Here is a 19,598-nt window from a genome sequence, read left to right as displayed (position 1 = left end):
TCCGTCATTCATAGTGATCGAACTGGGTCGTCGGCACCGGCTTGGCCGAGACCGGCTCGTAGCCCGGCACGTTCAGGCGCAGGATGTTCAACGGGTTGGACCCGATCTTGGAAAGGCCACGGAACTCCACCTGCAGGAAGACCCGCCCGGTGTAGCCCTGGGTAGTATTGCGGAAACGCTGGTAGACCACGCGGCCGACCCAGCAGTCCGCGGCGTACTCGACGCCGGCGAGCGCATCGACCATCTGGCTGGCGGTCAGGTCGAAGGCGAAGCGCGCGATGCCGTAGGCCCGGCGCGTGATCGGCCACTGGCTCGACAGCTCGAACTGGTCGATCGCGGTGTTGTCGGTCACCGAGGTGGGCCGGCGGTAGCGGTAGCCGGCGTTGAACACCTTGCGCGACTCGGGGCGGTACGTGAACGCCACGTTGCCGTAGTTGACCCGGTCCGAGTCGGGGTTGTACTGCACCCCCGCATCCAGATAGTAGCCGCGGAACAGCTGGATGGTGGTGGCGGCGAGCAGGTCCGACGAGCCCGATTTGGGATCGGCCAGGGTGCCGTTGAGCTGCACGCGCTGCCCGGTGAAGTCATAGCGCTGGGCAATGGTGCCGCGGAAGCGCTCGATGCCGGTATCGGATTCGATCAGGCGCGTGGTCACGCCACCGGTCAGCTTGTTGTTGTCGGCGATGCGGTCGTAGCCGGTGAACGGGTTTTCGCTGAAGATCTGCCCGTAGCCGAAGTCGGACTGCACCGTGTCGAACAGCGGGAACTGGCTCTGGTCGCGGAACGGCGTGTAGACGTAGAACAGGCGCGGCTCGAGCGTCTGCACGTAGTTGACCCCGAACAGGCGGCTGATGGTCGGCGCATCGCGCTCGAAGGTCATGCCCGAATCCAGGCTGACGGTCGGGATCGCGCGCGACAGGTTGTTCTGCGCGGTCGGCGTGTTGGTGGCCGCTTCCATCTGGTACTGCGCGGCGTTGAACGACACCTTGGGCGTCACGTACCAGCCGGCGCGCACGATCGGGTAGCTGATGCTGGGCTGGAAATACATGCGCTCGCCCTGCGGCTGCTGGAAGCCGGTGGACGTCAGCGGGATGCGGAAGCGGGTGTAGTCGGCTTCCATCTGCACGTCGAAGCCGCCCAGGTCATAGCGGATGTACTTGCCGTTGAGCTGCGGCACGCGCTCGTACGAGGGCTCGCTGGGGCGCAGCGTCTGGAACTTCTGCACCCGCGCCAGCAGGGTGAAATCCTGCCAGTTGTAGGTGACGCCGCCCTCCTGCGTGTACTGCCGCAGCGTCGATTGCGACACGCTGCGGTTGAAGTCGTCCGGGTAGCGGTCATCGGACACCCGGTTCAGGTTCAGGTACGCGGCCAGACCCGGCGCCAGCCGCTGGGTGTGCTGCAGCGAATAGGCCCAGCGGTTCGAGTTGGTCTTCCTGTCGTCCGGCAGGAACTCTGCGCGCACGCGCCCGGAGTAGGTCTCGCTCAGGTAGCGGTATTCGCCGCCGAGCTGCAGGCCGCGCTCGGTCATCAGCCGCGGGTAGATGGTCAGGTCGCGGTTGGGCGCGATATTGACGTAGTACGGCGCGGTGACATCGAAACCCGATTTCGAGCTGTAGCCCATCAGCGGCGGCAGGAAGCCGCTGCGGCGATCGTCGTTCAGCGGGAAGCTGAACGCGGGCGCGGCCGCGACCGGCACGCCGAAGAAGTTCAGCACGCCGCCGTAGGCCACGCCCACCTGGCGGTCGCTGTCCAGGTCGATCCGGTTCGCGCTGAAATACCAGTCGGCATTGTCGGGCGAACAGGTGGTGTACGACGCCTGCCGGGCCGTGCTGCGGTTCTGGTCGAGGAAGTCGATGCGCTCGGCCTTGCCGGTGCCGCCGGTCTGCTGGAAGTAGTAGTCCGGCGACAGCATGTAGCCTTCGTTGGCCTCGACCCTGAGCCGCGCTTCCGGGCCCACCGCCAGCGTGCCGGCGCGCGACATGCGCACATTGCCCTGCGCGAAGGCCTCGTCGGTGTCCTGGTCGTAGCTCAGCTTGTCGCCCTTGATCACGCCGCCGTCGCGGCGCAGCTCGGCATGGCCTTCCAGTTCGACGCCGCGTTCGCTGTAGCCGGTCATGCGGTCGGCTTCGATGAAGGTGGGGGCGTCGGGATCGGACTCGCCCCTGGCGGCCGGCTCGGCCAGGCGCGGCACCAGTTCGCCGGACTCCACCGGCAGCGGCGGCGCCGGCGGCGCGGCTTCGAACACCGGCTCGACCTGGTCGAGGTCGGGGATCGCCGAGCCGGTCATCTGCGCATGGGCGCCGGCCGACAGGCCGGCCATGGCCAGCACCAGCGGGCGCAGCGCGCCTGCGTGCAGGCCGCCGGCGCGCCTGGCACGGGCCGGGGCGCGGGGGGAAGCAGGCGAAGGCAAGGCCCTGTTGTTCGGTGATCGTTGTGGTTCGGTCATTCGCACGGGTGGTCAGTCTCGGCACGGGCAGCGGCTCGCCTGCAGGCCGCCAGTCCCCCGCCGGGGCAGGCTGCGGGGCAACGCGGCCCCTCCCGGAGGCCACCGGCGCCCCGGTCTGGTCGGGTATTATACGGGGCAACCCGGGGTGCTCTTGCCGCTTACTTCCGGTTTCATTTCTGGTGTCATCGAGGGCTTTCACTTTCGTTCCGCCCCCGCGCCCCATCCCCACACGTACCTCCGACAAGTACCTGTATGGCAGCTCTTCCCCACGACCCGCGCCTGGACCAGCTCAAGGCCTGGGTGGCCGGACTCGGACCGGCATGGTCCGCCGATCCCGAGTCCTGCGTCCCGGCCTCGGCCGATGCCAGCTTCCGGCGCTATTTCCGCGTCCGCACCGGCCATCACGCGCATCCCACCGCGATCGTGATGGACGCCCCGCCCGCGCATGAAGACTGCCGCCCGTTCATCCATGTCTGCCAACTGTTCGGCGCCGCCGGCGTGACCGTGCCGACGGTGCTGGCGCAAGACCTTGAGCAGGGCTTCCTGCTGCTGGCCGACCTTGGCAGCCAGACCTACCTGTCGAAGCTGGATGATTCCTCCGTGCACGGCCTGTACACCGACGCCGCCGCCGCGCTGGTCCGCATCCAGGCCGCCACGCGCCCCGGCGAACTGCCCGCCTACGACCGCGCGCTGCTGCAGCGCGAGCTCGACCTGTTCCCGCAGTGGTACGTGGCCAGGCATCTCGGCGCCACCCTGACCGAGGCCCAGCAGGCCGACTGGCACGAAGTGACGGAGGCGCTGCTTGCCAACAACCTCGCCCAGCCCCAGGTCTACGTGCACCGCGACTTCCACTCGCGCAACCTGATGGTGCTCGAAGGCGCCGCCAACCCGGGCGTGCTCGACTTCCAGGACGCGGTGGCCGGCCCGATCACCTACGATGCGGTGTCGCTGTGGCGCGACGCCTATATCGAATGGGAGGAAGAGCAGCAGCTCGACTGGCTGATCCGCTACTGGGAACGCGCGCGCAAGGCGGCGCTGCCGGTCAACCCTGACTTCGGCGAGTTCTACCGCGACTTCGAGTGGATGGGACTGCAGCGCCACCTCAAGGTGCTGGGGATCTTCGCCCGCCTGTACCACCGCGACGGCAAGGACGGCTACCTCGCCAACCTGCCGCTGGTGATGAAATACACGCGCCAGGTGGCCGGGCGCTATACCGAACTGCGCAAGCTGATCCGCCTGCTGGACGCGCTCGAAGGCGTGGCCAGCCCGGCCGGCTATACGTTCTGACGCCATGCGCGCCGACCCATCCGGTCCGCACGACAGTGCCGCGCCCGCCATCACCGCCGCCGGCGAATGGCTGGCCGGCGCGCGCGCGCTTGCGCCGATGCTGCTGGGCGTGGTGCCGTTCGGGCTGATCTACGGCGTGCTGGCGGTCGGCGCCGGCATGCCCGCGTGGCTGGCCTGCGCCATGAGCGCGATCGTGTTCGGCGGCGCCTCGCAGATGATCCTGACCCAGCTGTGGACCGCCGGCACCCCGGCGGTAGTGATCACGCTGACGGTGGCCATGGTCAACCTGCGCCACGCGCTGTACTCGGCCACCATCGCGCCGACCCTGGCGCACCTGCCGCGGCGCTGGAAGGCGCTGATCGCCTACCTGCTGACCGACGAGGCCTTTGCCGCGATGACGCACCGGCTGGGCGACACCGGCCCGCGCGCCCGCTACCGCCACTGGTATTACTTTGGCGGCGGCTTCGCGCTGTGGGCCAGCTGGCAGCTCTCGACCCTGGCCGGCGTGCTGGTCGGCGCCCAGGTGCCGCGCCACTGGCCGCTGGATTTCTTCCTGCCACTGACCTTTATCGGCATCATCGTGCCGGGCCTCAAACATCGCTCGCATGTCGCCGCGGCGCTGGCGGCCAGCGCGCTGGCGGTGGCCTGCTTCAGCCTGCCGCACAAGCTTGGCCTGATGGTGGCGGCGCTAGGCGGCATCGCCGTCGGCATGCTGGTGCTGGGACGCGGCAACCGCCCCGGGCCCCGTGCCGCCAGCCACGCCGCGGATGCCAGCACTGCCGGCACCGCTGGCAAGGAGGCCGCATGAGCGCGCTGACGCTGCTGTGGGTGTTCCTGGCCGCGGGCCTGGCCACCTTCCTGATTCGCCTGTCGTTCATCGCCGTCGAAGGGCGGGTGCGGCTGCCGTCGTGGTTTCGCACCGCGCTGCAGTTCGTGCCAGCCGCGATGCTGTCGGCGCTGATCGCCCCCGACCTGCTGATGCAGCAGGGCGAACTCGCCCTGACCCCGACCAACGCCAGGCTGGTGGCCGGCGTGGTCGCCATCCTGATTGCCGCGCGTACCCGCAGCGTGGGCTGGACCATTGCCGGCGGCATGGCCACGCTGCTTGCCCTGGAGGCCCTGTTCCGATGAAGGTGATGATCTTTGCCGCCGGCCGCGGCGACCGCATGCGTCCGCTGACCGATGCCTGCCCCAAGCCGCTGCTGACGGTGGGCGGCAAGCCGCTGATCGTCTGGAAGATCGAGGCGCTGGCGCGCGCGGGACTGCGCGACATCGTCATCAACCACGCCTGGCTGGGCGCGCAGATCGAAGCGGCGCTGGGCGACGGCAGCCGCTTCGGCGTGCGCATCGCCTACTCGGCCGAGGGCGAGGCACTGGAAACCGCCGGCGGCATCGCCAAGGCCCTGCCGCTGCTCTCGCACGACCCGGTCCGCGGCGAGATCTTCCTGGCCGTGTCCGGCGACATCTTCTGCGACTACGATTTCCGCGCGTTGCTGCCGCGCGCGCAGGCGCTGGCGGGCGCGGCCGCACCGCACATGCACCTGGTGATGGTGCCGAACCCGCCGTTCCACCCGCGCGGGGATTTCGCGCTGGACGATCATGGCCGGCTCTCGCTCGAGACCGAGCCGGCCAGCGGCGAGCGCCTCACCTTCGGCAATATCGGGCTGTACGACACCCGGCTGTTCACCGATATCGTGCCGGGCACGCGGCTGGCGATGACGCCGATCTACCACGCCGGCATCGCCGCCGGCACCGCCACCGGCGAGCGCTTCGACGGTCGCTGGGAGAACGTCGGCACGCCGGCGCAGCTGGCCGGCCTGGACGCGATGCTGTCGGCCGCACCAGGGCGCTAGCGCGCGACTTTGGCGCCACTGGCGCAGCGGCGCCGCCAGCGGCGGTAGAATCGGCCTGATCCTTCTTATCCAGGCCAGACCATGTCCGCACCTGATCCCGCCCCCCTCGCCGCCCCCCTCGCCGCTTACCGCGAACGCCGCGCCCGTGTGCTGCAGCACCTGCGCGCCGGCGGCGGCGGCGTGGCCATCCTGCCCACGGCGCCGGAAGCCATGCGCAACCGCGACAGCGACTATCCGTACCGGCACGACAGCTATTTCTATTACCTGAGCGGCTTCACCGAGCCCGAAGCGGTGCTGGTGCTGGTGGCGGGCGCGCCCGGCGAGCCGGCCGAGGCCGACCGCAGCATCCTGTTCTGCCGCCCCAAGCATGAAGAGCGCGAGATCTGGGACGGCTTCCGCTTCGGCCCGGAAGGCGCGCGCGCCGCGTTCGGCTTCGACGAAGCGCATTCGGTCGAAGAGATCGACGCCACGCTGCCGCCGCTGCTGGCCAACCGCGCGCAGCTGGCCTACCCGCTCGCCGATTCGATCCGCACCGACATGCAGATGCGCCGCTGGCTCGACGCGGTGCGCATGCAGGGCCGCGCCGGCGTGGCCGCCCCGTCGGTGGCGCTCGACATCCGCACGCTGCTCGACGAAATGCGGCTGTTCAAGGATGCCGGCGAGCTGGCCGTCATGCGCCGCGCCGCGGCGATTTCCGCCGGCGCCCATGTGCGCGCGATGCAGGCCACCCGCGCCGGCCTGCGCGAATACCACCTCGAGGCCGAGCTGCTCTATGAATTCCGCCGCCATGGCGCGCAGAGCGTGGCCTACAACTCGATCGTCGCCGCCGGCCCGAACGCCTGCGTGCTGCACTACCGCGCCGGCCCGGCCGAACTGAAGGATGGCGACCTGTGCCTGATCGACGCCGGCTGCGAGCTGGATGGCTACGCTTCGGACATCACCCGCACCTTCCCGGTCTCGGGCCGCTTCTCGCCGGCGCAGCGCGAGCTGTATGACCTGGTGGTGGCCGCGCAACAGGCCGCCATCGACGAGACCCGCGCCGGCGTGCCCTACGACGTCCCGCATGACGCCGCCGTGCGCGTGCTGGCCCAGGGCATGCTCGACACCGGCCTGCTCGACCGCAACAAGGAAGGCACGCTCGACGACGTGCTGGCCAGCGGCAGCTACCGCCGCTTCTACATGCACCGCACCGGCCACTGGCTGGGCATGGATGTCCATGACGTCGGCGAATACCGCGTGGCCAGCCACAGCGGCGAGGGCGAGCGGCCATGGCGGCCGCTGCAGCCCGGCATGGTGCTGACCATCGAGCCCGGCATCTACGTGCGCCCGGCCGAGGACGTGCCCGAGCGCTACTGGCACATCGGCATCCGCATCGAGGACGACGCCGTGGTCACCGAGGGCGACTGCGAGCTGATCACGCGCGGCGTGCCGGTGCTGGCCGACGAGATCGAAGCGCTGATGCGCGACCGCGCCCCCGCCGGAGGCCAGCGATGATCGGCTGGCTGCGCAGGATCCTGCCGGGCCAGGGCGGCGCCCGCGACCAGGCCGGCAGTGCCCGGCGACCCGATCCGTCCGAACCGTTCATCGTCAACCTGTACGACGACCGCGTGGTGGTGCACCGCCCCGACGGCCAGCGCGAGGAGCTCGCCTGGAACGTGCTCGAGCGCGTGGTGGTGCGGGTCTCCGACCGCGCGCCATGGGCCGGCAGGGCCTGGCTGATCCTGATCGGCGCGCCGGACTCTGGTCAGGGCTGCGTGGTGCCGTTCGATGCCGCCAACCATGCCGCGCTGCTGGAGCAGCTGCGCGCGCTGCCGGGCTTCAACCAGCAGAAGCTCGACAACGCGCTGCGCGACGTCGCGGCCGGCAAGTCGCGCTCGGACGCGATCTGCTGGAAGCGCGGCACCGAAGCCCGGCCCGGAACCGACGCAGACCAGGCAGGAGACCGTGACAATGGCGGCCCCGCAGCCTGATTTCGACGGCCCGGCCGATATCGCCATCGTCGGCGGCGGCCCGGTCGGACTGGCGCTGGCTTGCCAGCTGTTGCGCACCACCGGCTGGCGCATCGTGCTGGTCGACGCCGCCACGCCGGCGCGCGCGGCGCGCGACCCGCGTGCGATCGCGCTGTCGCACGGCAGCCGCCAGCTGCTCGAGCAGATCGGCGCGTGGCCGGTGCAGGGCAGCCCGATCGAGCATATCCATGTGTCGCAGCGCGGCCGCTTCGGCCATGTCCGCCTGCACCATGACGACTACGGCGTGCCCGCGCTCGGCTACGTGGTGCGCTACGGCGAGCTGTGCAACGTGCTCGAGCGGGCGCTGGCGCAGGCCGCGCAGGCGGCCGGCGCAGACCAGCTTCGGCGGGTCTTCGAAACCCGCATCGAGCGGATCGAGCAGGATCCGGTGCCGCGCGCCGCGGACGTGGCGGACGCCGGCATCGTGCATCTGGAGGGCACGGGCCACGACGGCCAGGCGGCGCGGTTTGCCGCGCGCGTGGCGGTGCAGGCCGAGGGCGGGCTGTTCCATGAACAGGCCGCGCACCAGGGCCGCGGCGCGCGCACGCGCGACTACCGCCAGACCGCGGTGATCGCCCATGTGACCTGCTCGCGCCCGCAGCCCGGCTGGGCCTGGGAGCGCTTTACCGAGGAAGGCCCGCTGGCGCTGCTGCCGCACGAGGAACACGGCACGCCCGGCTACGCGCTGGTGTGGTGCTGCCCGCCGGAACAGGCCGCGCGCCGCATCGCGCTGCCGGACGCGCAGTTTGCCGCGGAGCTGGGCCGCGTCTTCGGCGACCGCATGGGCCAGTTCACGCTGGCGGGCAAGCGCCATGCCTTCCCGCTGGGGCTGAACGCCGCGCCGGTCACGGTCAACGGGCGCGTGGTCGCGGTCGGCAATGCCGCGCAGACGCTGCATCCGGTGGCCGGACAGGGGCTGAACCTGGGCCTGCGCGATGCCTTTGCGCTGGCCGACTCGCTGCGCGGCGCCTGCACCCCGCAAGCGCTGCAGGCGTTCGCGGCCCGCCACCGCCTCGACCGCGCCGTCACCATCGGCGTGACCGACCTGCTGCCGCGCGTGTTCGGCGTGGCCTACCCGCTCGCGGCCCATGCACGGGGCGCGTCGCTGGCGGCGCTGGCATGCCTGCCGCCGCTGCGGCACGCGCTGGCCCGCCACATGATGTTCGGCATGCGCCGTTGAATGGCCGGCCGCGCACCGCCAGTGGCGCTTGCGCCACTGGCGGTGCGGCAGGACACCACGGTCACCGGCGCCCCGCGCCGTGGATGCTCAAATCTTGGGCAACGGCGACCGATTGGCGGTAGAATCCTGCCCTCGCACATGTCCCGATCCACCGCCGGCAGCAGTTTCGGCAGGGACATGTTTTTCCGTTTCGTCTCTGTTTCCCTCCGGCCTCAGGGCAGGCTGTCCCGGTCCGTCGCGGCGCATGGCGTGCCGCGCGCAGCCGGGATTGCCGTGACGGGTCGCCAGGACCGCCCCTTTCACCGCTACAACCGCCACAACCGCGACCACCGCCGTGCAGATCGGACCTCACCAACTCCGCAACAACCTGTTTGTCGCCCCGATGGCGGGCGTGACGGACCGTCCCTTCCGCCAGCTGTGCAAGCAGCTGGGCGCGGGCTACGCGGTGTCGGAAATGGTCGCCTCGAACGCCCAGCTGTGGAAGAGCGAGAAGACCATGCGCCGCGCCAACCACGCCGGCGAGGTCGAACCGATCGCGGTGCAGATCGCCGGCGCCGAGCCGTCGATGATGGCCGAGGCGGCGCGCTACAACGTCGACCGCGGCGCGCAGATCATCGACATCAATATGGGCTGCCCGGCCAAGAAGGTGTGCAACGTCGCCGCCGGCTCGGCCCTGCTGCAGAACGAGCCGCTGGTGGTGCGCATCGTCGAGGCGGTGGTCGCCGCCGTAGGCGAGCGCGTGCCGGTCACGCTCAAGATCCGCACCGGCTGGAACCGCGAAAACCGCAATGCGCTGCGCATCGCGCGCATGGTCGAGGACGCCGGCATCAGCATGCTGACCATCCACGGCCGCACGCGCGCCGACCTGTACCACGGCGACGCCGAGTACGAGACCATTGCCGCGGTCAAGGCAGAGCTGTCGATCCCGGTGGTCGCCAACGGCGACATCACCACGCCGCAGAAGGCCAGCGAGGTGCTGGCGCTGACCGGCGCCGACGCGCTCATGATCGGCCGCGCGGCGCAGGGCCGGCCCTGGCTGTTCCGCGAGATCGAGCATTTCCTGAAGACCGGCGAGATGCTGCCGTCGCCGGAAGTCGCCGAGATCCGCGCCATCATGAACGCGCACCTGGAAGACCACTACGCCTTCTACGGCGAGTTCACCGGCGTGCGCACCGCGCGCAAGCACATTGCCTGGTACACGCGCGGGCTGCGCGGCGCCAACCTGTTCCGCCACCGCATGAACACGCTGGAAAGCACCGCCGAGCAGCTGGCCGCGGTCAATGCTTTCTTTGACGAGCAGGCGCAGATTTCCGACCGGCTGGTGTATGTCGACGACGCGGCGCAAGACAAAGACGAAGCGAACAACAACAAAAACGGGGAGTTGCTTGCCGCATGAGCCGCAACGCTATCGACCAGTGCATCCGGGAAAGCCTGGATACGTACTTTCGCGACCTGGACGGCGAAGAGCCGTCGAACATGTACAACATGGTGCTCGAGGCGGTCGAACGGCCGCTGCTGGAAGCCGTGATGGTGCGCGCCGAGCGCAACCAGTCGCTGGCGGCCGCCTACCTGGGCATCAATCGCAATACGCTGCGCAAGAAGCTGCAGCAGCACGGTTTACTTTGAATTTGAAGCGTTTCCCACTGCCATGATCAAGCAAGCCCTACTCTCCGTTTCCGACAAGACCGGCATCGTCGAATTCGCGCGCGAACTGAACGCGCTCGGCGTGACGCTGCTTTCCACCGGCGGCACCGCCAAGCTGCTGGCCGACAGCGGCCTGCCCGTGACGGAGGTGGCCGACTACACCGGCTTCCCGGAAATGCTCGACGGCCGCGTCAAGACGCTGCACCCCAAGGTCCACGGCGGCATCCTGGCGCGCCGCGACCTGCCCGAGCACATGGCCGCGCTGGCCGAACACAATATCCCCACCATCGACCTGCTGGTGGTGAACCTGTACCCGTTCCAGGAGACCGTGGCCAAGGATGACTGCACGCTGCCGGACGCGATCGAGAACATCGACATCGGCGGCCCGACCATGCTGCGCTCGGCGGCCAAGAACCACCGCGACGTGACCGTGATCGTCGACCCGGCCGACTACGCCGTGGTGCTCGATGAAATGCGCGCCAACGGCAACAGCGTCGGCTACGACACCAACTTCCGCCTGGCCACCAAGGTGTTCGCGCACACCGCGCAGTACGACGGCGCCATCACCAACTACCTGACCAGCCTCGGTGCCGACAAGTCGCACCAGGCCCGCAGCGCCTACCCGCAGACGCTGAACCTGGCCTTCGACAAGGTGCAGGAAATGCGCTACGGCGAGAACCCGCACCAGTCGGCGGCGTTCTACCGCGACCTGAAGGCGGTCGACGGCGCGCTGGCCAACTACGTGCAGCTGCAGGGCAAGGAGCTGTCGTACAACAACATCGCCGACGCCGATGCCGCGTGGGAATGCGTGAAGTCGTTCGACGCCGCCGCGGGCGCCGCCTGCGTCATCATCAAGCACGCCAACCCGTGCGGCGTGGCGCTGGGCGCGAGCGCGCTGGAAGCGTATGACAAGGCCTTCAAGACCGACTCGACCTCGGCCTTCGGCGGCATCATCGCCTTCAACGTCGAGCTGGACGAAGCCGCCGCGCAGGCCGTGGCCAAGCAGTTCGTCGAAGTGCTGATCGCGCCGTCGTTCAGCGCCGCCGCGCGCGCCGTGTTCGCGGCCAAGCAGAACGTGCGCCTGCTCGAGATCCCGCTGGGCAAGGGCATCAACCAGTTTGACTTCAAGCGCGTCGGCGGCGGCCTGCTGGTGCAGAGCCCGGACGCCAAGAACGTGCAGCCGTCCGAGCTGCGCGTGGTGACGCGCCGCCACCCGACGCCGAAGGAAATGGACGACCTGATGTTTGCCTGGCGCGTGGCCAAGTTCGTCAAGTCCAACGCCATCGTGTTCTGCGGCGGCGGCATGACGCTGGGCGTGGGCGCCGGCCAGATGAGCCGCGTCGATTCGGCCCGCATCGCCAGCATCAAGGCGCAGAACGCCGGCCTGACCCTGGCCGGCTCGGCGGTGGCATCGGACGCGTTCTTCCCGTTCCGCGACGGCCTCGACGTGGTGGTCGATGCGGGCGCGACCTGCGTGATCCAGCCGGGCGGCTCGGTGCGCGACGATGAAGTGATTGCCGCCGCCGACGAGCGCGGCATTGCGATGGTGCTGACGGGCACGCGGCATTTCCGCCATTAAGCAGGCCGGCATCCCGCCGGTTTGCTCCCCTCTCCCGCCTGCGGGAGAGGGAGCCTGCAACAGGCCCATTCGAAGGCCCTCTCAGATTCTGCCTCGCCTCAAGGGCTACGCCGCCCAGCCCTCCGCGCAAAAAGCAATACACTAGTCGGCGTCCTCCCTACCCCATCCCCATGCGAATCCTAGGCATCGACCCCGGCCTGCGCACCACCGGCTTCGGCGTGATCGAGAAGCAGGGCAACAAGCTTGCCTACATCGCCTCGGGCACGATCAAGAGCGATGGCAATGCCAACCTGCCGGAGCGGCTGAAGACGCTGTACGACGGCATCAGCGAAGTGTCGCGGACCTATGCACCCGACTGCGCGGCGATCGAGAAGGTCTTCGTCAACGTCAACCCGCAGTCCACGCTGCTGCTCGGCCAGGCCCGCGGCGCGGCGATCTGCGGGCTGGTGGGCTACGGCCTGCCGGTGTTCGAGTACACCGCGCTGCAGCTCAAGGTGGCGGTAGTCGGCTATGGCCGCGCCAACAAGGCGCAGGTGCAGGAAATGGTGACGCGGCTGCTGATGCTGCCCGGCCAGCCCGGCAGCGATGCGGCCGATGCGCTGGGCGTGGCAATCTGCCATGCCAACGGCGGCGATACCCTGGGCACGCTCGCCGGCCTGGCGCCCGAACTGGTGCGCAAGGGCATGCGCGTGCGGCGCGGACGCCTGGTCGGCTGAACACGCCGGCCGCAGCTGCCGTTGCCGCCTGCACGCTTGCGCGTCTTTTACAATCGGGGCTTGGTCCCACCACAGGAACGCTGCATGCCTAGCCAGTCCCGACTGCGCGCGCCGCGCCCGCGCGCCAGCCTCGCCCGTGTCGTTGCCGCCTGCCGCCGCTGGCTGTTGCCGACCGTCGCCGCCGCCGCATGCGCGGCGCTGGCCGCCGGTTGCGCCACGGCGCCGCGCCCCAAGCGCGCCGCACCGCCGGCTGGGCCGGCGCCGGCGCCCGCCGCGAGCGCGCCGGCCGCGGTGGCGGCGCCGCCGCCCAAGCCGCTGGTGATCGCGCACCGCGGTGCCAGCGCGCTGCGTCCGGAACATACGCTGGCCGCCTATGCCAAGGCGATCGAGGACGGCGCCGACGCGATCGAGCCCGACCTCGTCATGACGCGCGACGGCGTGCTGGTGGCGCGCCACGAGAACGACATCACCGGCACCACCAACGTGGCCGAACTGCCGCAGTTCGCCGAGCGCAAGCGCACCAAGGTGATCGACGGCGAGCGCCTGACGGGCTGGTTCACCGAGGACTTTACGCTGGCCGAGCTGAAGACGCTGCGCGCGCGCGAGCGCATCCCGCGCCTGCGCCCGGCCAATGCGCGCCTGAACGACCAGTTCGAGGTGCCGTCCTTCGACGAGATCGTGCGCCTGGCCGAGCAGGCCGCGCTGCGCACCGGCAAACCCGTCGGCATCTATGCAGAGCTGAAGCATCCCAGCTACTTCCGCGGCATCGGCCTGCCGCTCGAGGACAAGCTCGCCGCGGCGGTGCGGGCGCAGCCCTACCTGCGCAGCGCGCCGGTGTTCATCCAGTGTTTCGAGAGCGGCAGCCTGCGCGCGCTGCGCCGCACGCTGGGCAACGGCTTGCCCAACGTCAAGCTGGTCCAGCTGATCGGCAACCCGCGCAAGGGCCCGGCCGACTGGAAGCTGGCCGGCGACGGCCGCACCTTCGGCGACATGCTGAGCACGACCGGCCTGCGCGAAGTCGCGGCCTACGCCGACGGCATCGGCCCCGAGAAAAGCAGCGTCGTACCCCGCGATGCGCAGGGTGCCCTGGGCGCGCCGACCGCGGTGGTACAGCAGGCCCATGCCGCCGGGCTCTTTGTCCACCCATACACCTTCCGCCCGGAAAACAACTTCCTGCCCAAGGCGCTGCAGAGCGGCGGCGACGAGGCCACGCGCAGCCCGGCGGGCATGGAGCGCGAAGTGCAGGCCTTCGTCGCGGCCGGCATCGATGGCTTCTTCACCGACGACCCGGCGCTGGGCCGGCGCGCCGTCGATACGGCGCGCTGAGCCGGCCGGGCGGCCGCCGCGCTACACTGGCGGCCGCCTCTTTCCTGACCTCCTGTTCCCGCACCATGATCGGACGCATCGCCGGCACCCTTATCGAGAAGAATCCCCCGCACCTGCTGGTCGACTGCCACGGCGTCGGCTACGAGGTCGACGTGCCGATGAGCACCTTCTACAACCTGCCCGCGGTGGGCCAGCCAGTGACCCTGCTGACGCAGCTGATCGTGCGCGAGGATGCGCACCTGCTGTACGGCTTCGGCAGCGCGGCCGAGCGCAACACCTTTCGCGAGCTGATCAAGATCACCGGCATCGGCGCGCGCATGGCGCTGGCGGTGCTGTCGGGCATGTCCGTGCCCGAGCTGGCGCAGGCGATCACGCTGCAGGAAGCCGGGCGCCTGACGCGCATCCCCGGCATCGGCAAGAAGACCGCCGAGCGGCTGCTGCTGGAGCTCAAGGGCAAGCTGGGCGCGGAACTGGGCCACGCGCCCGGCGCGGCGGCGGTGCCAGACAGTGCCGTCGACGTGCTCAATGCGCTGCTGGCGCTGGGCTACTCGGAGAAGGAGGCCGCGGCCGCGATCAAGCAGGTGCCGGCCGGCACCGGGGTGTCCGAGGGCATCAAGCTGGCGCTGAAGGCGCTGTCGAAGGGCTGAGCCCGGGGTTGCGCCGCAAAATGGCGCGTAGAATGGCGCATTGTTGCCGCTGTCCGGGCCCCTGACCACCATGATCGAAACAGACAAGCTTGCCGCCCCCTCCCGCGTGATCGCCGCCACCCCCGCCTCGTCGCAGGAGGAGGCGTTCGAGCGCGCACTGCGGCCCAAGCTGCTGGACGAGTATGTCGGCCAGGAAAAGGTGCGCGGCCAGCTGGACATCTTCATGCACGCGGCGCGCAAGCGCCGCGAGGCGCTCGACCACGTGCTGCTGTTCGGCCCGCCCGGGCTGGGCAAGACCACGCTGGCCCACATCATCGCGCGCGAGATGGGGGTCAACCTGCGCCAGACCTCGGGCCCGGTGCTGGAGCGCCCCGGCGATCTCGCCGCGCTGCTGACCAACCTGGAAGCCAACGACGTCCTCTTCATCGACGAGATCCACCGGCTCTCGCCGGTGGTCGAGGAAATCCTGTACCCGGCGCTGGAGGACTACCAGATCGACATCATGATCGGCGAAGGCCCGGCGGCGCGCTCGGTCAAGCTGGACCTGCAGCCGTTCACGCTGGTGGGCGCCACCACGCGCGCCGGCATGCTGACCAACCCGCTGCGCGACCGCTTCGGCATCGTTGCGCGGCTGGAGTTCTACACCGCCGAGGAGCTGGCCCGCATCGTCAGCCGCTCGGCGCAGTTGCTGCACGCCCGCATCGATCCGCAAGGCGCGCTGGAAATCGCCCGGCGCGCGCGCGGCACGCCCCGCATCGCCAACCGGCTGCTGCGCCGGGTGCGCGACTACGCCGAGGTCAAGGGCGACGGCACCATCACGCGCCAGATGGCCGATGCCGCACTGGCCATGCTCGATGTCGACCGCGTCGGCTTCGACCTGATGGACCGCAAGCTGCTCGAGGCGGTGCTGCACAAGTTCGGCGGCGGCCCGGTCGGGGTGGACAACCTTGCCGCCGCCATCGGCGAAGAACGCGACACCATCGAGGACGTGCTCGAGCCCTACCTGATCCAGCAGGGCTATCTGCAGCGCACCCCGCGCGGGCGCGTCGCCACAGCGGCGGCCTACCGGCATTTCGGCCTGGCCAGCCCGCAAGGCATGGCTGGCGACGGCGGCGAACTGTTCGGCGACGCCTGAACCTGGCCGGCGAAGACGTGTGCCATGGCGCACATGTCGCGATCAATTAAACGTTTTAAATTCGCACCCCAAATTTTTTCGAAGTGGATTGCTGGCCGGTGGCCGATTGTCCACAATGGCTTCATCGGCACCTGCCCGGTGCCATGACGGCTGTGTCCGCCCGAGGCACGGCTCCTTTGCAAACCTGTCAAGGAAAGCCATGATCCGCCAGTGTTCCAGCCTGCTCGCCGCCCTTATCGCCCTGACCGCATTCAGCGCCGGCACGGCCAACGCCCAGCGCCCGCCGGGGCCGGTCGGCGTGGCGGAAGAAGCGGTCATCAGCGGCAAGATCGTCGATATCGATCCCGAAACCAAGGCAGTGCTGGTGCAAGGCCCGCGCGGCAATGTGGTGGAACTGGTAGGCGGCGACGAAGTCCGCAATTTCGGCCAGATCCGCAAGGGTGACATCCTCACCGTGGCGCGCGGCGCCGCGCTGGTCGCTGCGCTCGAGCCGGTCGACAGCAAGGCGACGGCACTGGCGGAATCGGTCGACCGCACCACGCGCGCGGCCGAGGGCGGCAAGCCCGGCGTCATGCGCGAGATCACCACCACGGTGACCGCCCAGATCACCAAGATCGACCCGGCCAAGCGCCTGCTCACCTTCCGCGGCCCGCGCGAGACGCTGCGCACGGTCAAGGTGCAAGACCCGGCCATCGACCTGAAGGGCATCAAGCAGGGCCAGATGGCCAAGATCGTCTACCGTGAAGTCGTGGCCATTACGGTCAGGGCGCCAGCGGCAGCCGCAGCAAACTGAGCCACTGAATCAGGCGCGGTACTTTTCCCATCAGGAGGTTACCTATGAATCGTCGCCACTTTGTTACCCGGGTTGCCGGATCGGGCCTGCTCGTCGCCACCGTGATGGCCGCGGGCTGCACCACCACCGGCACCAGCGCCTCGAACGATCCGGCCGCCAAGCGCAAGGAAATCGATGCCGGCGTCGATGGCGCGCTGAACCGGCTGTACTCGTCGGCCAACGGCTCGCGCGAGCTGGCCCAACGCGCGCAGGGCATCCTGGTGTTCCCGCGCGTACTGGCAGGCGGCTTTATCGTGGGCGCCGAATACGGCGAGGGCGCGCTGCGCTCGAAGGGCTCGACGGTCGGCTACTACAGCACGACGCAGGCCTCGGTCGGTCTGACCGCCGGCGGACAATCCAAGGCCGTCATCATCATGTTCATGACGCCCGAGGCTTACAACAAGTTCGTATCCAGCAAGGGCTGGACAGCCGGTGCGGATGCCAACGTGGCGGTCGCGAAGATCGGCGCGGACGGCCGGCTCGACACGCTGACCAGCCAGCAGCCAGTGATTGCCTTTGTGCAGACCAACGCCGGCCTGATGTTCGACGTCTCGGTGAACGGGTCCAAGATCAGCAAGCTGGATATCTGACACCACGGCGATGCCGCTCTGGCAGCGGCCGTCCTCTCTGACACGATTCCCGGCCCAGGCCGGGAATTTTCTTTCTGGGCCCGCGGTGGCTGCGGCGCGCTGCGGCGCCCGGCGTGCGCGAACGCTCCGCCTGCTGGCATAATCGCGCCCAACTCACTGCGCCAGCGCGCACGCGACCGGGAGTCCCCATGCCTGCCACCACCGCCAGCCCGCCCCAGGCCGGCCGCGTCTACCGCTACTACGACTTCGTCATGGTGGCCTTCGTCACCGTGCTGCTGTGCTCGAACCTGATCGGCGCGGCCAAGGCGGCGCAGGTCACTCTGCCGCTGATCGGCACGGTCACCTTCGGCGCGGGCGTGCTGTTTTTCCCGGTCTCATACATCTTCGGCGACGTGCTCACCGAGGTCTACGGCTACGGGCGCGACCGCCGCGTGGTCTGGGCAGGCTTTGCCGCGCTGGCCTTCGCCACCTTCATGAGCGTGGTGGTGCTGAACATGCCGGTCGCGCCGTTCATGGCGGACTACCAGAAGAGCCTGCAGGACGTGTTCGGCAACACCTGGCGCATCGCGCTCGGTTCGCTGATTGCGTTCTGCTGCGGCAGCTTTACCAACAGCTACGTGCTGGCCAAGATGAAACTGTGGACCGGCGGCCGCTGGCTGTGGACGCGCACCATCGGCTCGACGCTGGCCGGCGAGCTGGTGGACTCGTCGCTGTTCTATGTGATCGCCTTCTACGGCATCTGGCCGCTGGAGCAGGTGGTCCAGGTGGCGGTGGCGCAGTACGTGCTGAAGACCGGCTGGGAAGTGGTGATGACACCGGTGACGTACAAGGTGGTGGGCTTCCTGAAGCGGGCCGAGAACGAAGATTATTTCGACCGGCATACCAACTTCACGCCGTTCCGCGTCAGGGTCTAGCGCCGCGGCTACGGCACGCGCCGGTCCACCTCGTCCAGCGCCAGGTTCTCGAGGTGGCTGACGTCGCCCCACTGGGCCAGGGTCAGGTGGGTGCTGTCGCTGCGCAGCCGGTTGACGCTGGCATTGAGCAGCTCGTGCTGGCGTGGCGCTTCCAGCGTCATGCCGGTGGCCTCGCGGTAGAGGCAGTCGAGCACGCCGCCGTGCGCGACCAGCGCGATGCGCTCGCCCGGGTGCCGGCGCGACAGCGCCAGCACCGCATCGACCGCGCGTTCGTGGAAGCCCAGCAGCGACTCGCCCTCGGGCGGCGCGTAATCGGGCACGCGCGCCTGCCAGCGGGCAAAGTCTTCCGGAAGGTGCTCGGCCACCTCGGCGTATGTCTTGCCCTGCAGCGCGCCGTAGCTGCGCTCGCGCAGGCGCGCATCGGCACGCACCTGCAGCCCCAGCGCCTCGGCCAGCGGCGCGGCGGTTTCCATCGCGCGCGACAGGTCGCTGGAATACACCGCATCGATCGGCTCGCCCGCCAGCGCAGTTGCCAGCGCCCGTGCCTGCGCATGGCCGGTGTCGTTCAGCGGAATATCGAGCTGGCCTTGCAGCCGGCGCTCCCGGTTCCAGGCCGTTTCGCCGTGGCGGATCACGATCAGGTGGGTAAAGGCCAGCGAATGCGGCCCGGGGCTTTGCGACATGCCGTTTCCTTCGGGGTTGCTGCGGGTGCTTGCTTGGGGCCATGCCGGCCCGGCACCGCGCAGGACGCGGCACCGGCCCGGCTTCAGGCTGCCGATGCCTTTGCCAGCTTCGGGTTCAGCGTATAGGTGCCGGTCAGGCTGGCCTGCGCCAGCACGTGGCCCTGGATCGCCTCGCGCACCTGGGTGCCGGTAAAGGTGCCTTCCAGCGGCAGCCGGTCGAGGTCGAGCGCATACAGCGTGAACACGTAGTGGTGCAGCAGCGCGTCGTTCCACGGCGGGCACGGGCCGTCATAGCCGTAGTAGTCGCCCTTCATGTCGGCATCGCCGGCGAACCAGCCGGTATAGTCGTTGATGCCGTGGCGCAGGCCGCCCGCGGTGGCAGTGCCGCCGGTGGCCTCCGGGCCCGGCTTGCCGCGCGCGATCACGCCGTCGCTGTGCGAGCCCGCGGCGATCGAGGTCAGGCCGGGCGGGATGTCGACCAGCACCCAGTGGAAGAAGTCCACGCGCGGCAGCGAGGCCGGCACTTCGCGGCCTTCCTGGTTGACGTCGTCACCCTTGCTGGGGACGTCGCGGTCGTGGCAGATCAGCACGAACGAGCGCGTCTCGGCCGGCGCATCTTCCCAGTGCAGGTCGGGATTGCGGTTGTTCGACAGGGCCACGTGGGCGGCGGCGTCGGGCACGCAGAAGGCGAACTCACCGGGGATCGGCGCGTTGTCGTTGAAGGACTTGCTCCAGAGTTTCATTTGTCTCTCCTGTC

Annotated in this window: 20 protein-coding genes; 17 read left to right on the top strand and 3 right to left on the bottom strand. The window is 69.5% G+C overall.

Annotation, left to right across the window (positions count from 1 at the left end; genetic code table 11):
- Window positions 1-4: 4 nt before the first annotated feature.
- Window positions 5-2,446: an LPS-assembly protein LptD gene (locus GA0116996_RS04695; protein WP_092307742.1), complete on the bottom strand. Its 2,442-nt coding sequence runs from the start codon at window positions 2,444-2,446 to the stop codon at window positions 5-7.
- A 252-nt stretch (window positions 2,447-2,698) separates the two neighbouring features.
- Between GA0116996_RS04695 and GA0116996_RS04690 the strand changes: the two genes are divergently transcribed.
- From GA0116996_RS04690 to GA0116996_RS04610, 17 genes are all read left to right on the top strand, one after another.
- Window positions 2,699-3,733, top strand: a complete 1,035-nt coding sequence (locus GA0116996_RS04690; protein ID WP_092307740.1) for an aminoglycoside phosphotransferase family protein — start codon at window positions 2,699-2,701, stop codon at window positions 3,731-3,733.
- A gap of 4 nt (window positions 3,734-3,737) precedes the next feature.
- A complete protein-coding gene (locus GA0116996_RS04685) occupies window positions 3,738-4,541 on the top strand; it encodes an AzlC family ABC transporter permease (RefSeq protein ID WP_092307738.1) in 804 nt (267 codons plus the stop codon).
- Window positions 4,538-4,864 carry an AzlD domain-containing protein gene (locus GA0116996_RS04680; RefSeq protein ID WP_012351792.1) on the top strand — a complete coding sequence of 109 codons (327 nt, stop codon included), beginning with the start codon at window positions 4,538-4,540 and terminating at the stop codon, window positions 4,862-4,864. The genes GA0116996_RS04685 and GA0116996_RS04680 overlap by 4 nt, the downstream gene beginning before the upstream one ends.
- Window positions 4,861-5,586 (top strand): N-acetylmuramate alpha-1-phosphate uridylyltransferase MurU, encoded by a 726-nt coding sequence (gene murU, locus GA0116996_RS04675; RefSeq protein ID WP_092307737.1) that lies wholly within the window; start codon window positions 4,861-4,863, stop codon window positions 5,584-5,586. The genes GA0116996_RS04680 and murU overlap by 4 nt, the downstream gene beginning before the upstream one ends.
- A gap of 81 nt (window positions 5,587-5,667) precedes the next feature.
- The gene (locus tag GA0116996_RS04670) at window positions 5,668-7,080 is read left to right on the top strand and encodes an aminopeptidase P N-terminal domain-containing protein (protein WP_092307735.1); all 1,413 of its coding nucleotides are present in this window, start codon (window positions 5,668-5,670) and stop codon (window positions 7,078-7,080) included.
- Window positions 7,077-7,556 (top strand): hypothetical protein, encoded by a 480-nt coding sequence (locus GA0116996_RS04665; protein WP_092307733.1) that lies wholly within the window; start codon window positions 7,077-7,079, stop codon window positions 7,554-7,556. The genes GA0116996_RS04670 and GA0116996_RS04665 overlap by 4 nt, the downstream gene beginning before the upstream one ends.
- On the top strand, window positions 7,537-8,775 hold the full coding sequence (locus tag GA0116996_RS04660; RefSeq protein ID WP_092307731.1) for a UbiH/UbiF/VisC/COQ6 family ubiquinone biosynthesis hydroxylase: 1,239 nt from the start codon (window positions 7,537-7,539) through the stop codon (window positions 8,773-8,775). Before GA0116996_RS04665 ends, GA0116996_RS04660 begins: the two co-directional genes overlap by 20 nt.
- A 334-nt stretch (window positions 8,776-9,109) precedes the next feature.
- On the top strand, window positions 9,110-10,171 hold the full coding sequence (gene dusB / locus GA0116996_RS04655; RefSeq protein WP_092307729.1) for a tRNA dihydrouridine synthase DusB: 1,062 nt from the start codon (window positions 9,110-9,112) through the stop codon (window positions 10,169-10,171).
- Complete coding sequence (locus tag GA0116996_RS04650; RefSeq protein ID WP_010813887.1) at window positions 10,168-10,401, top strand: Fis family transcriptional regulator; 234 nt, start codon at window positions 10,168-10,170, stop codon at window positions 10,399-10,401. The genes dusB and GA0116996_RS04650 overlap by 4 nt, the downstream gene beginning before the upstream one ends.
- A gap of 22 nt (window positions 10,402-10,423) precedes the next feature.
- Window positions 10,424-11,998 (top strand): bifunctional phosphoribosylaminoimidazolecarboxamide formyltransferase/IMP cyclohydrolase, encoded by a 1,575-nt coding sequence (purH, locus tag GA0116996_RS04645; RefSeq protein ID WP_092307727.1) that lies wholly within the window; start codon window positions 10,424-10,426, stop codon window positions 11,996-11,998.
- A gap of 170 nt (window positions 11,999-12,168) precedes the next feature.
- Window positions 12,169-12,714 carry a crossover junction endodeoxyribonuclease RuvC gene (gene ruvC / locus GA0116996_RS04640; protein WP_018008809.1) on the top strand — a complete coding sequence of 182 codons (546 nt, stop codon included), beginning with the start codon at window positions 12,169-12,171 and terminating at the stop codon, window positions 12,712-12,714.
- An 84-nt stretch (window positions 12,715-12,798) separates the two neighbouring features.
- A complete protein-coding gene (locus tag GA0116996_RS04635) occupies window positions 12,799-14,040 on the top strand; it encodes a glycerophosphodiester phosphodiesterase (RefSeq protein WP_092307725.1) in 1,242 nt (413 codons plus the stop codon).
- 65 nt (window positions 14,041-14,105) lie between these two features.
- Window positions 14,106-14,687, top strand: a complete 582-nt coding sequence (gene ruvA / locus GA0116996_RS04630; RefSeq protein ID WP_092307723.1) for a Holliday junction branch migration protein RuvA — start codon at window positions 14,106-14,108, stop codon at window positions 14,685-14,687.
- Window positions 14,688-14,757: 70 nt separating this feature from the next.
- Window positions 14,758-15,822, top strand: coding sequence for a Holliday junction branch migration DNA helicase RuvB (gene ruvB / locus GA0116996_RS04625; protein ID WP_092308384.1), 1,065 nt, complete (start codon window positions 14,758-14,760; stop codon window positions 15,820-15,822).
- A gap of 199 nt (window positions 15,823-16,021) precedes the next feature.
- Entirely contained in the window at window positions 16,022-16,615 is a 594-nt protein-coding gene (locus GA0116996_RS04620) for a hypothetical protein (RefSeq protein ID WP_092307721.1), read from the top strand.
- Between the two features lie 44 nt (window positions 16,616-16,659).
- Window positions 16,660-17,244, top strand: coding sequence for a BPSL1445 family SYLF domain-containing lipoprotein (locus tag GA0116996_RS04615; protein ID WP_092307719.1), 585 nt, complete (start codon window positions 16,660-16,662; stop codon window positions 17,242-17,244).
- A gap of 188 nt (window positions 17,245-17,432) precedes the next feature.
- The gene (locus GA0116996_RS04610; RefSeq protein ID WP_092307717.1) at window positions 17,433-18,158 is read left to right on the top strand and encodes a queuosine precursor transporter; all 726 of its coding nucleotides are present in this window, start codon (window positions 17,433-17,435) and stop codon (window positions 18,156-18,158) included.
- 8 nt (window positions 18,159-18,166) lie between these two features.
- On the opposite strand, the gene GA0116996_RS04605 is transcribed toward GA0116996_RS04610, so the two are convergent.
- Window positions 18,167-18,841 carry a histidine phosphatase family protein gene (locus GA0116996_RS04605; RefSeq protein ID WP_092307715.1) on the bottom strand — a complete coding sequence of 225 codons (675 nt, stop codon included), beginning with the start codon at window positions 18,839-18,841 and terminating at the stop codon, window positions 18,167-18,169.
- An 83-nt stretch (window positions 18,842-18,924) separates the two neighbouring features.
- Window positions 18,925-19,584 (bottom strand): YbhB/YbcL family Raf kinase inhibitor-like protein, encoded by a 660-nt coding sequence (locus GA0116996_RS04600; protein ID WP_092307713.1) that lies wholly within the window; start codon window positions 19,582-19,584, stop codon window positions 18,925-18,927.
- Between the last annotated feature and the right edge of the window lie 14 nt (window positions 19,585-19,598).

It is taken from the genome of Cupriavidus alkaliphilus, from assembly GCF_900094595.1.
Classification (GTDB): Bacteria; Pseudomonadota; Gammaproteobacteria; order Burkholderiales; family Burkholderiaceae; genus Cupriavidus; species Cupriavidus alkaliphilus.
Note: the sequence above shows the minus strand (reverse complement) of the source record. Positions and strands in the feature narration are given on the sequence as shown.

Excerpts from the sequence above, each read along its gene's own strand:
- GA0116996_RS04695 (WP_092307742.1), bottom strand. The coding sequence starts at position 2,446 with ATGACCGAACCACAACGATCACCGAACAACAGGGCCTTGCCTTCGCCT.
- GA0116996_RS04690 (WP_092307740.1), top strand. The coding sequence starts at position 2,699 with ATGGCAGCTCTTCCCCACGACCCGCGCCTGGACCAGCTCAAGGCCTGG.
- GA0116996_RS04685 (WP_092307738.1), top strand. The coding sequence starts at position 3,738 with ATGCGCGCCGACCCATCCGGTCCGCACGACAGTGCCGCGCCCGCCATC.
- GA0116996_RS04680 (WP_012351792.1), top strand. The coding sequence starts at position 4,538 with ATGAGCGCGCTGACGCTGCTGTGGGTGTTCCTGGCCGCGGGCCTGGCC.
- murU (WP_092307737.1), top strand. The coding sequence starts at position 4,861 with ATGAAGGTGATGATCTTTGCCGCCGGCCGCGGCGACCGCATGCGTCCG.
- GA0116996_RS04670 (WP_092307735.1), top strand. The coding sequence starts at position 5,668 with ATGTCCGCACCTGATCCCGCCCCCCTCGCCGCCCCCCTCGCCGCTTAC.
- GA0116996_RS04665 (WP_092307733.1), top strand. The coding sequence starts at position 7,077 with ATGATCGGCTGGCTGCGCAGGATCCTGCCGGGCCAGGGCGGCGCCCGC.
- GA0116996_RS04660 (WP_092307731.1), top strand. The coding sequence starts at position 7,537 with ATGGCGGCCCCGCAGCCTGATTTCGACGGCCCGGCCGATATCGCCATC.
- GA0116996_RS04650 (WP_010813887.1), top strand. The coding sequence starts at position 10,168 with ATGAGCCGCAACGCTATCGACCAGTGCATCCGGGAAAGCCTGGATACG.
- purH (WP_092307727.1), top strand. The coding sequence starts at position 10,424 with ATGATCAAGCAAGCCCTACTCTCCGTTTCCGACAAGACCGGCATCGTC.
- ruvC (WP_018008809.1), top strand. The coding sequence starts at position 12,169 with ATGCGAATCCTAGGCATCGACCCCGGCCTGCGCACCACCGGCTTCGGC.
- GA0116996_RS04635 (WP_092307725.1), top strand. The coding sequence starts at position 12,799 with ATGCCTAGCCAGTCCCGACTGCGCGCGCCGCGCCCGCGCGCCAGCCTC.
- ruvA (WP_092307723.1), top strand. The coding sequence starts at position 14,106 with ATGATCGGACGCATCGCCGGCACCCTTATCGAGAAGAATCCCCCGCAC.
- ruvB (WP_092308384.1), top strand. The coding sequence starts at position 14,758 with ATGATCGAAACAGACAAGCTTGCCGCCCCCTCCCGCGTGATCGCCGCC.
- GA0116996_RS04620 (WP_092307721.1), top strand. The coding sequence starts at position 16,022 with ATGATCCGCCAGTGTTCCAGCCTGCTCGCCGCCCTTATCGCCCTGACC.
- GA0116996_RS04615 (WP_092307719.1), top strand. The coding sequence starts at position 16,660 with ATGAATCGTCGCCACTTTGTTACCCGGGTTGCCGGATCGGGCCTGCTC.
- GA0116996_RS04610 (WP_092307717.1), top strand. The coding sequence starts at position 17,433 with ATGCCTGCCACCACCGCCAGCCCGCCCCAGGCCGGCCGCGTCTACCGC.
- GA0116996_RS04605 (WP_092307715.1), bottom strand. The coding sequence starts at position 18,841 with ATGTCGCAAAGCCCCGGGCCGCATTCGCTGGCCTTTACCCACCTGATC.
- GA0116996_RS04600 (WP_092307713.1), bottom strand. The coding sequence starts at position 19,584 with ATGAAACTCTGGAGCAAGTCCTTCAACGACAACGCGCCGATCCCCGGT.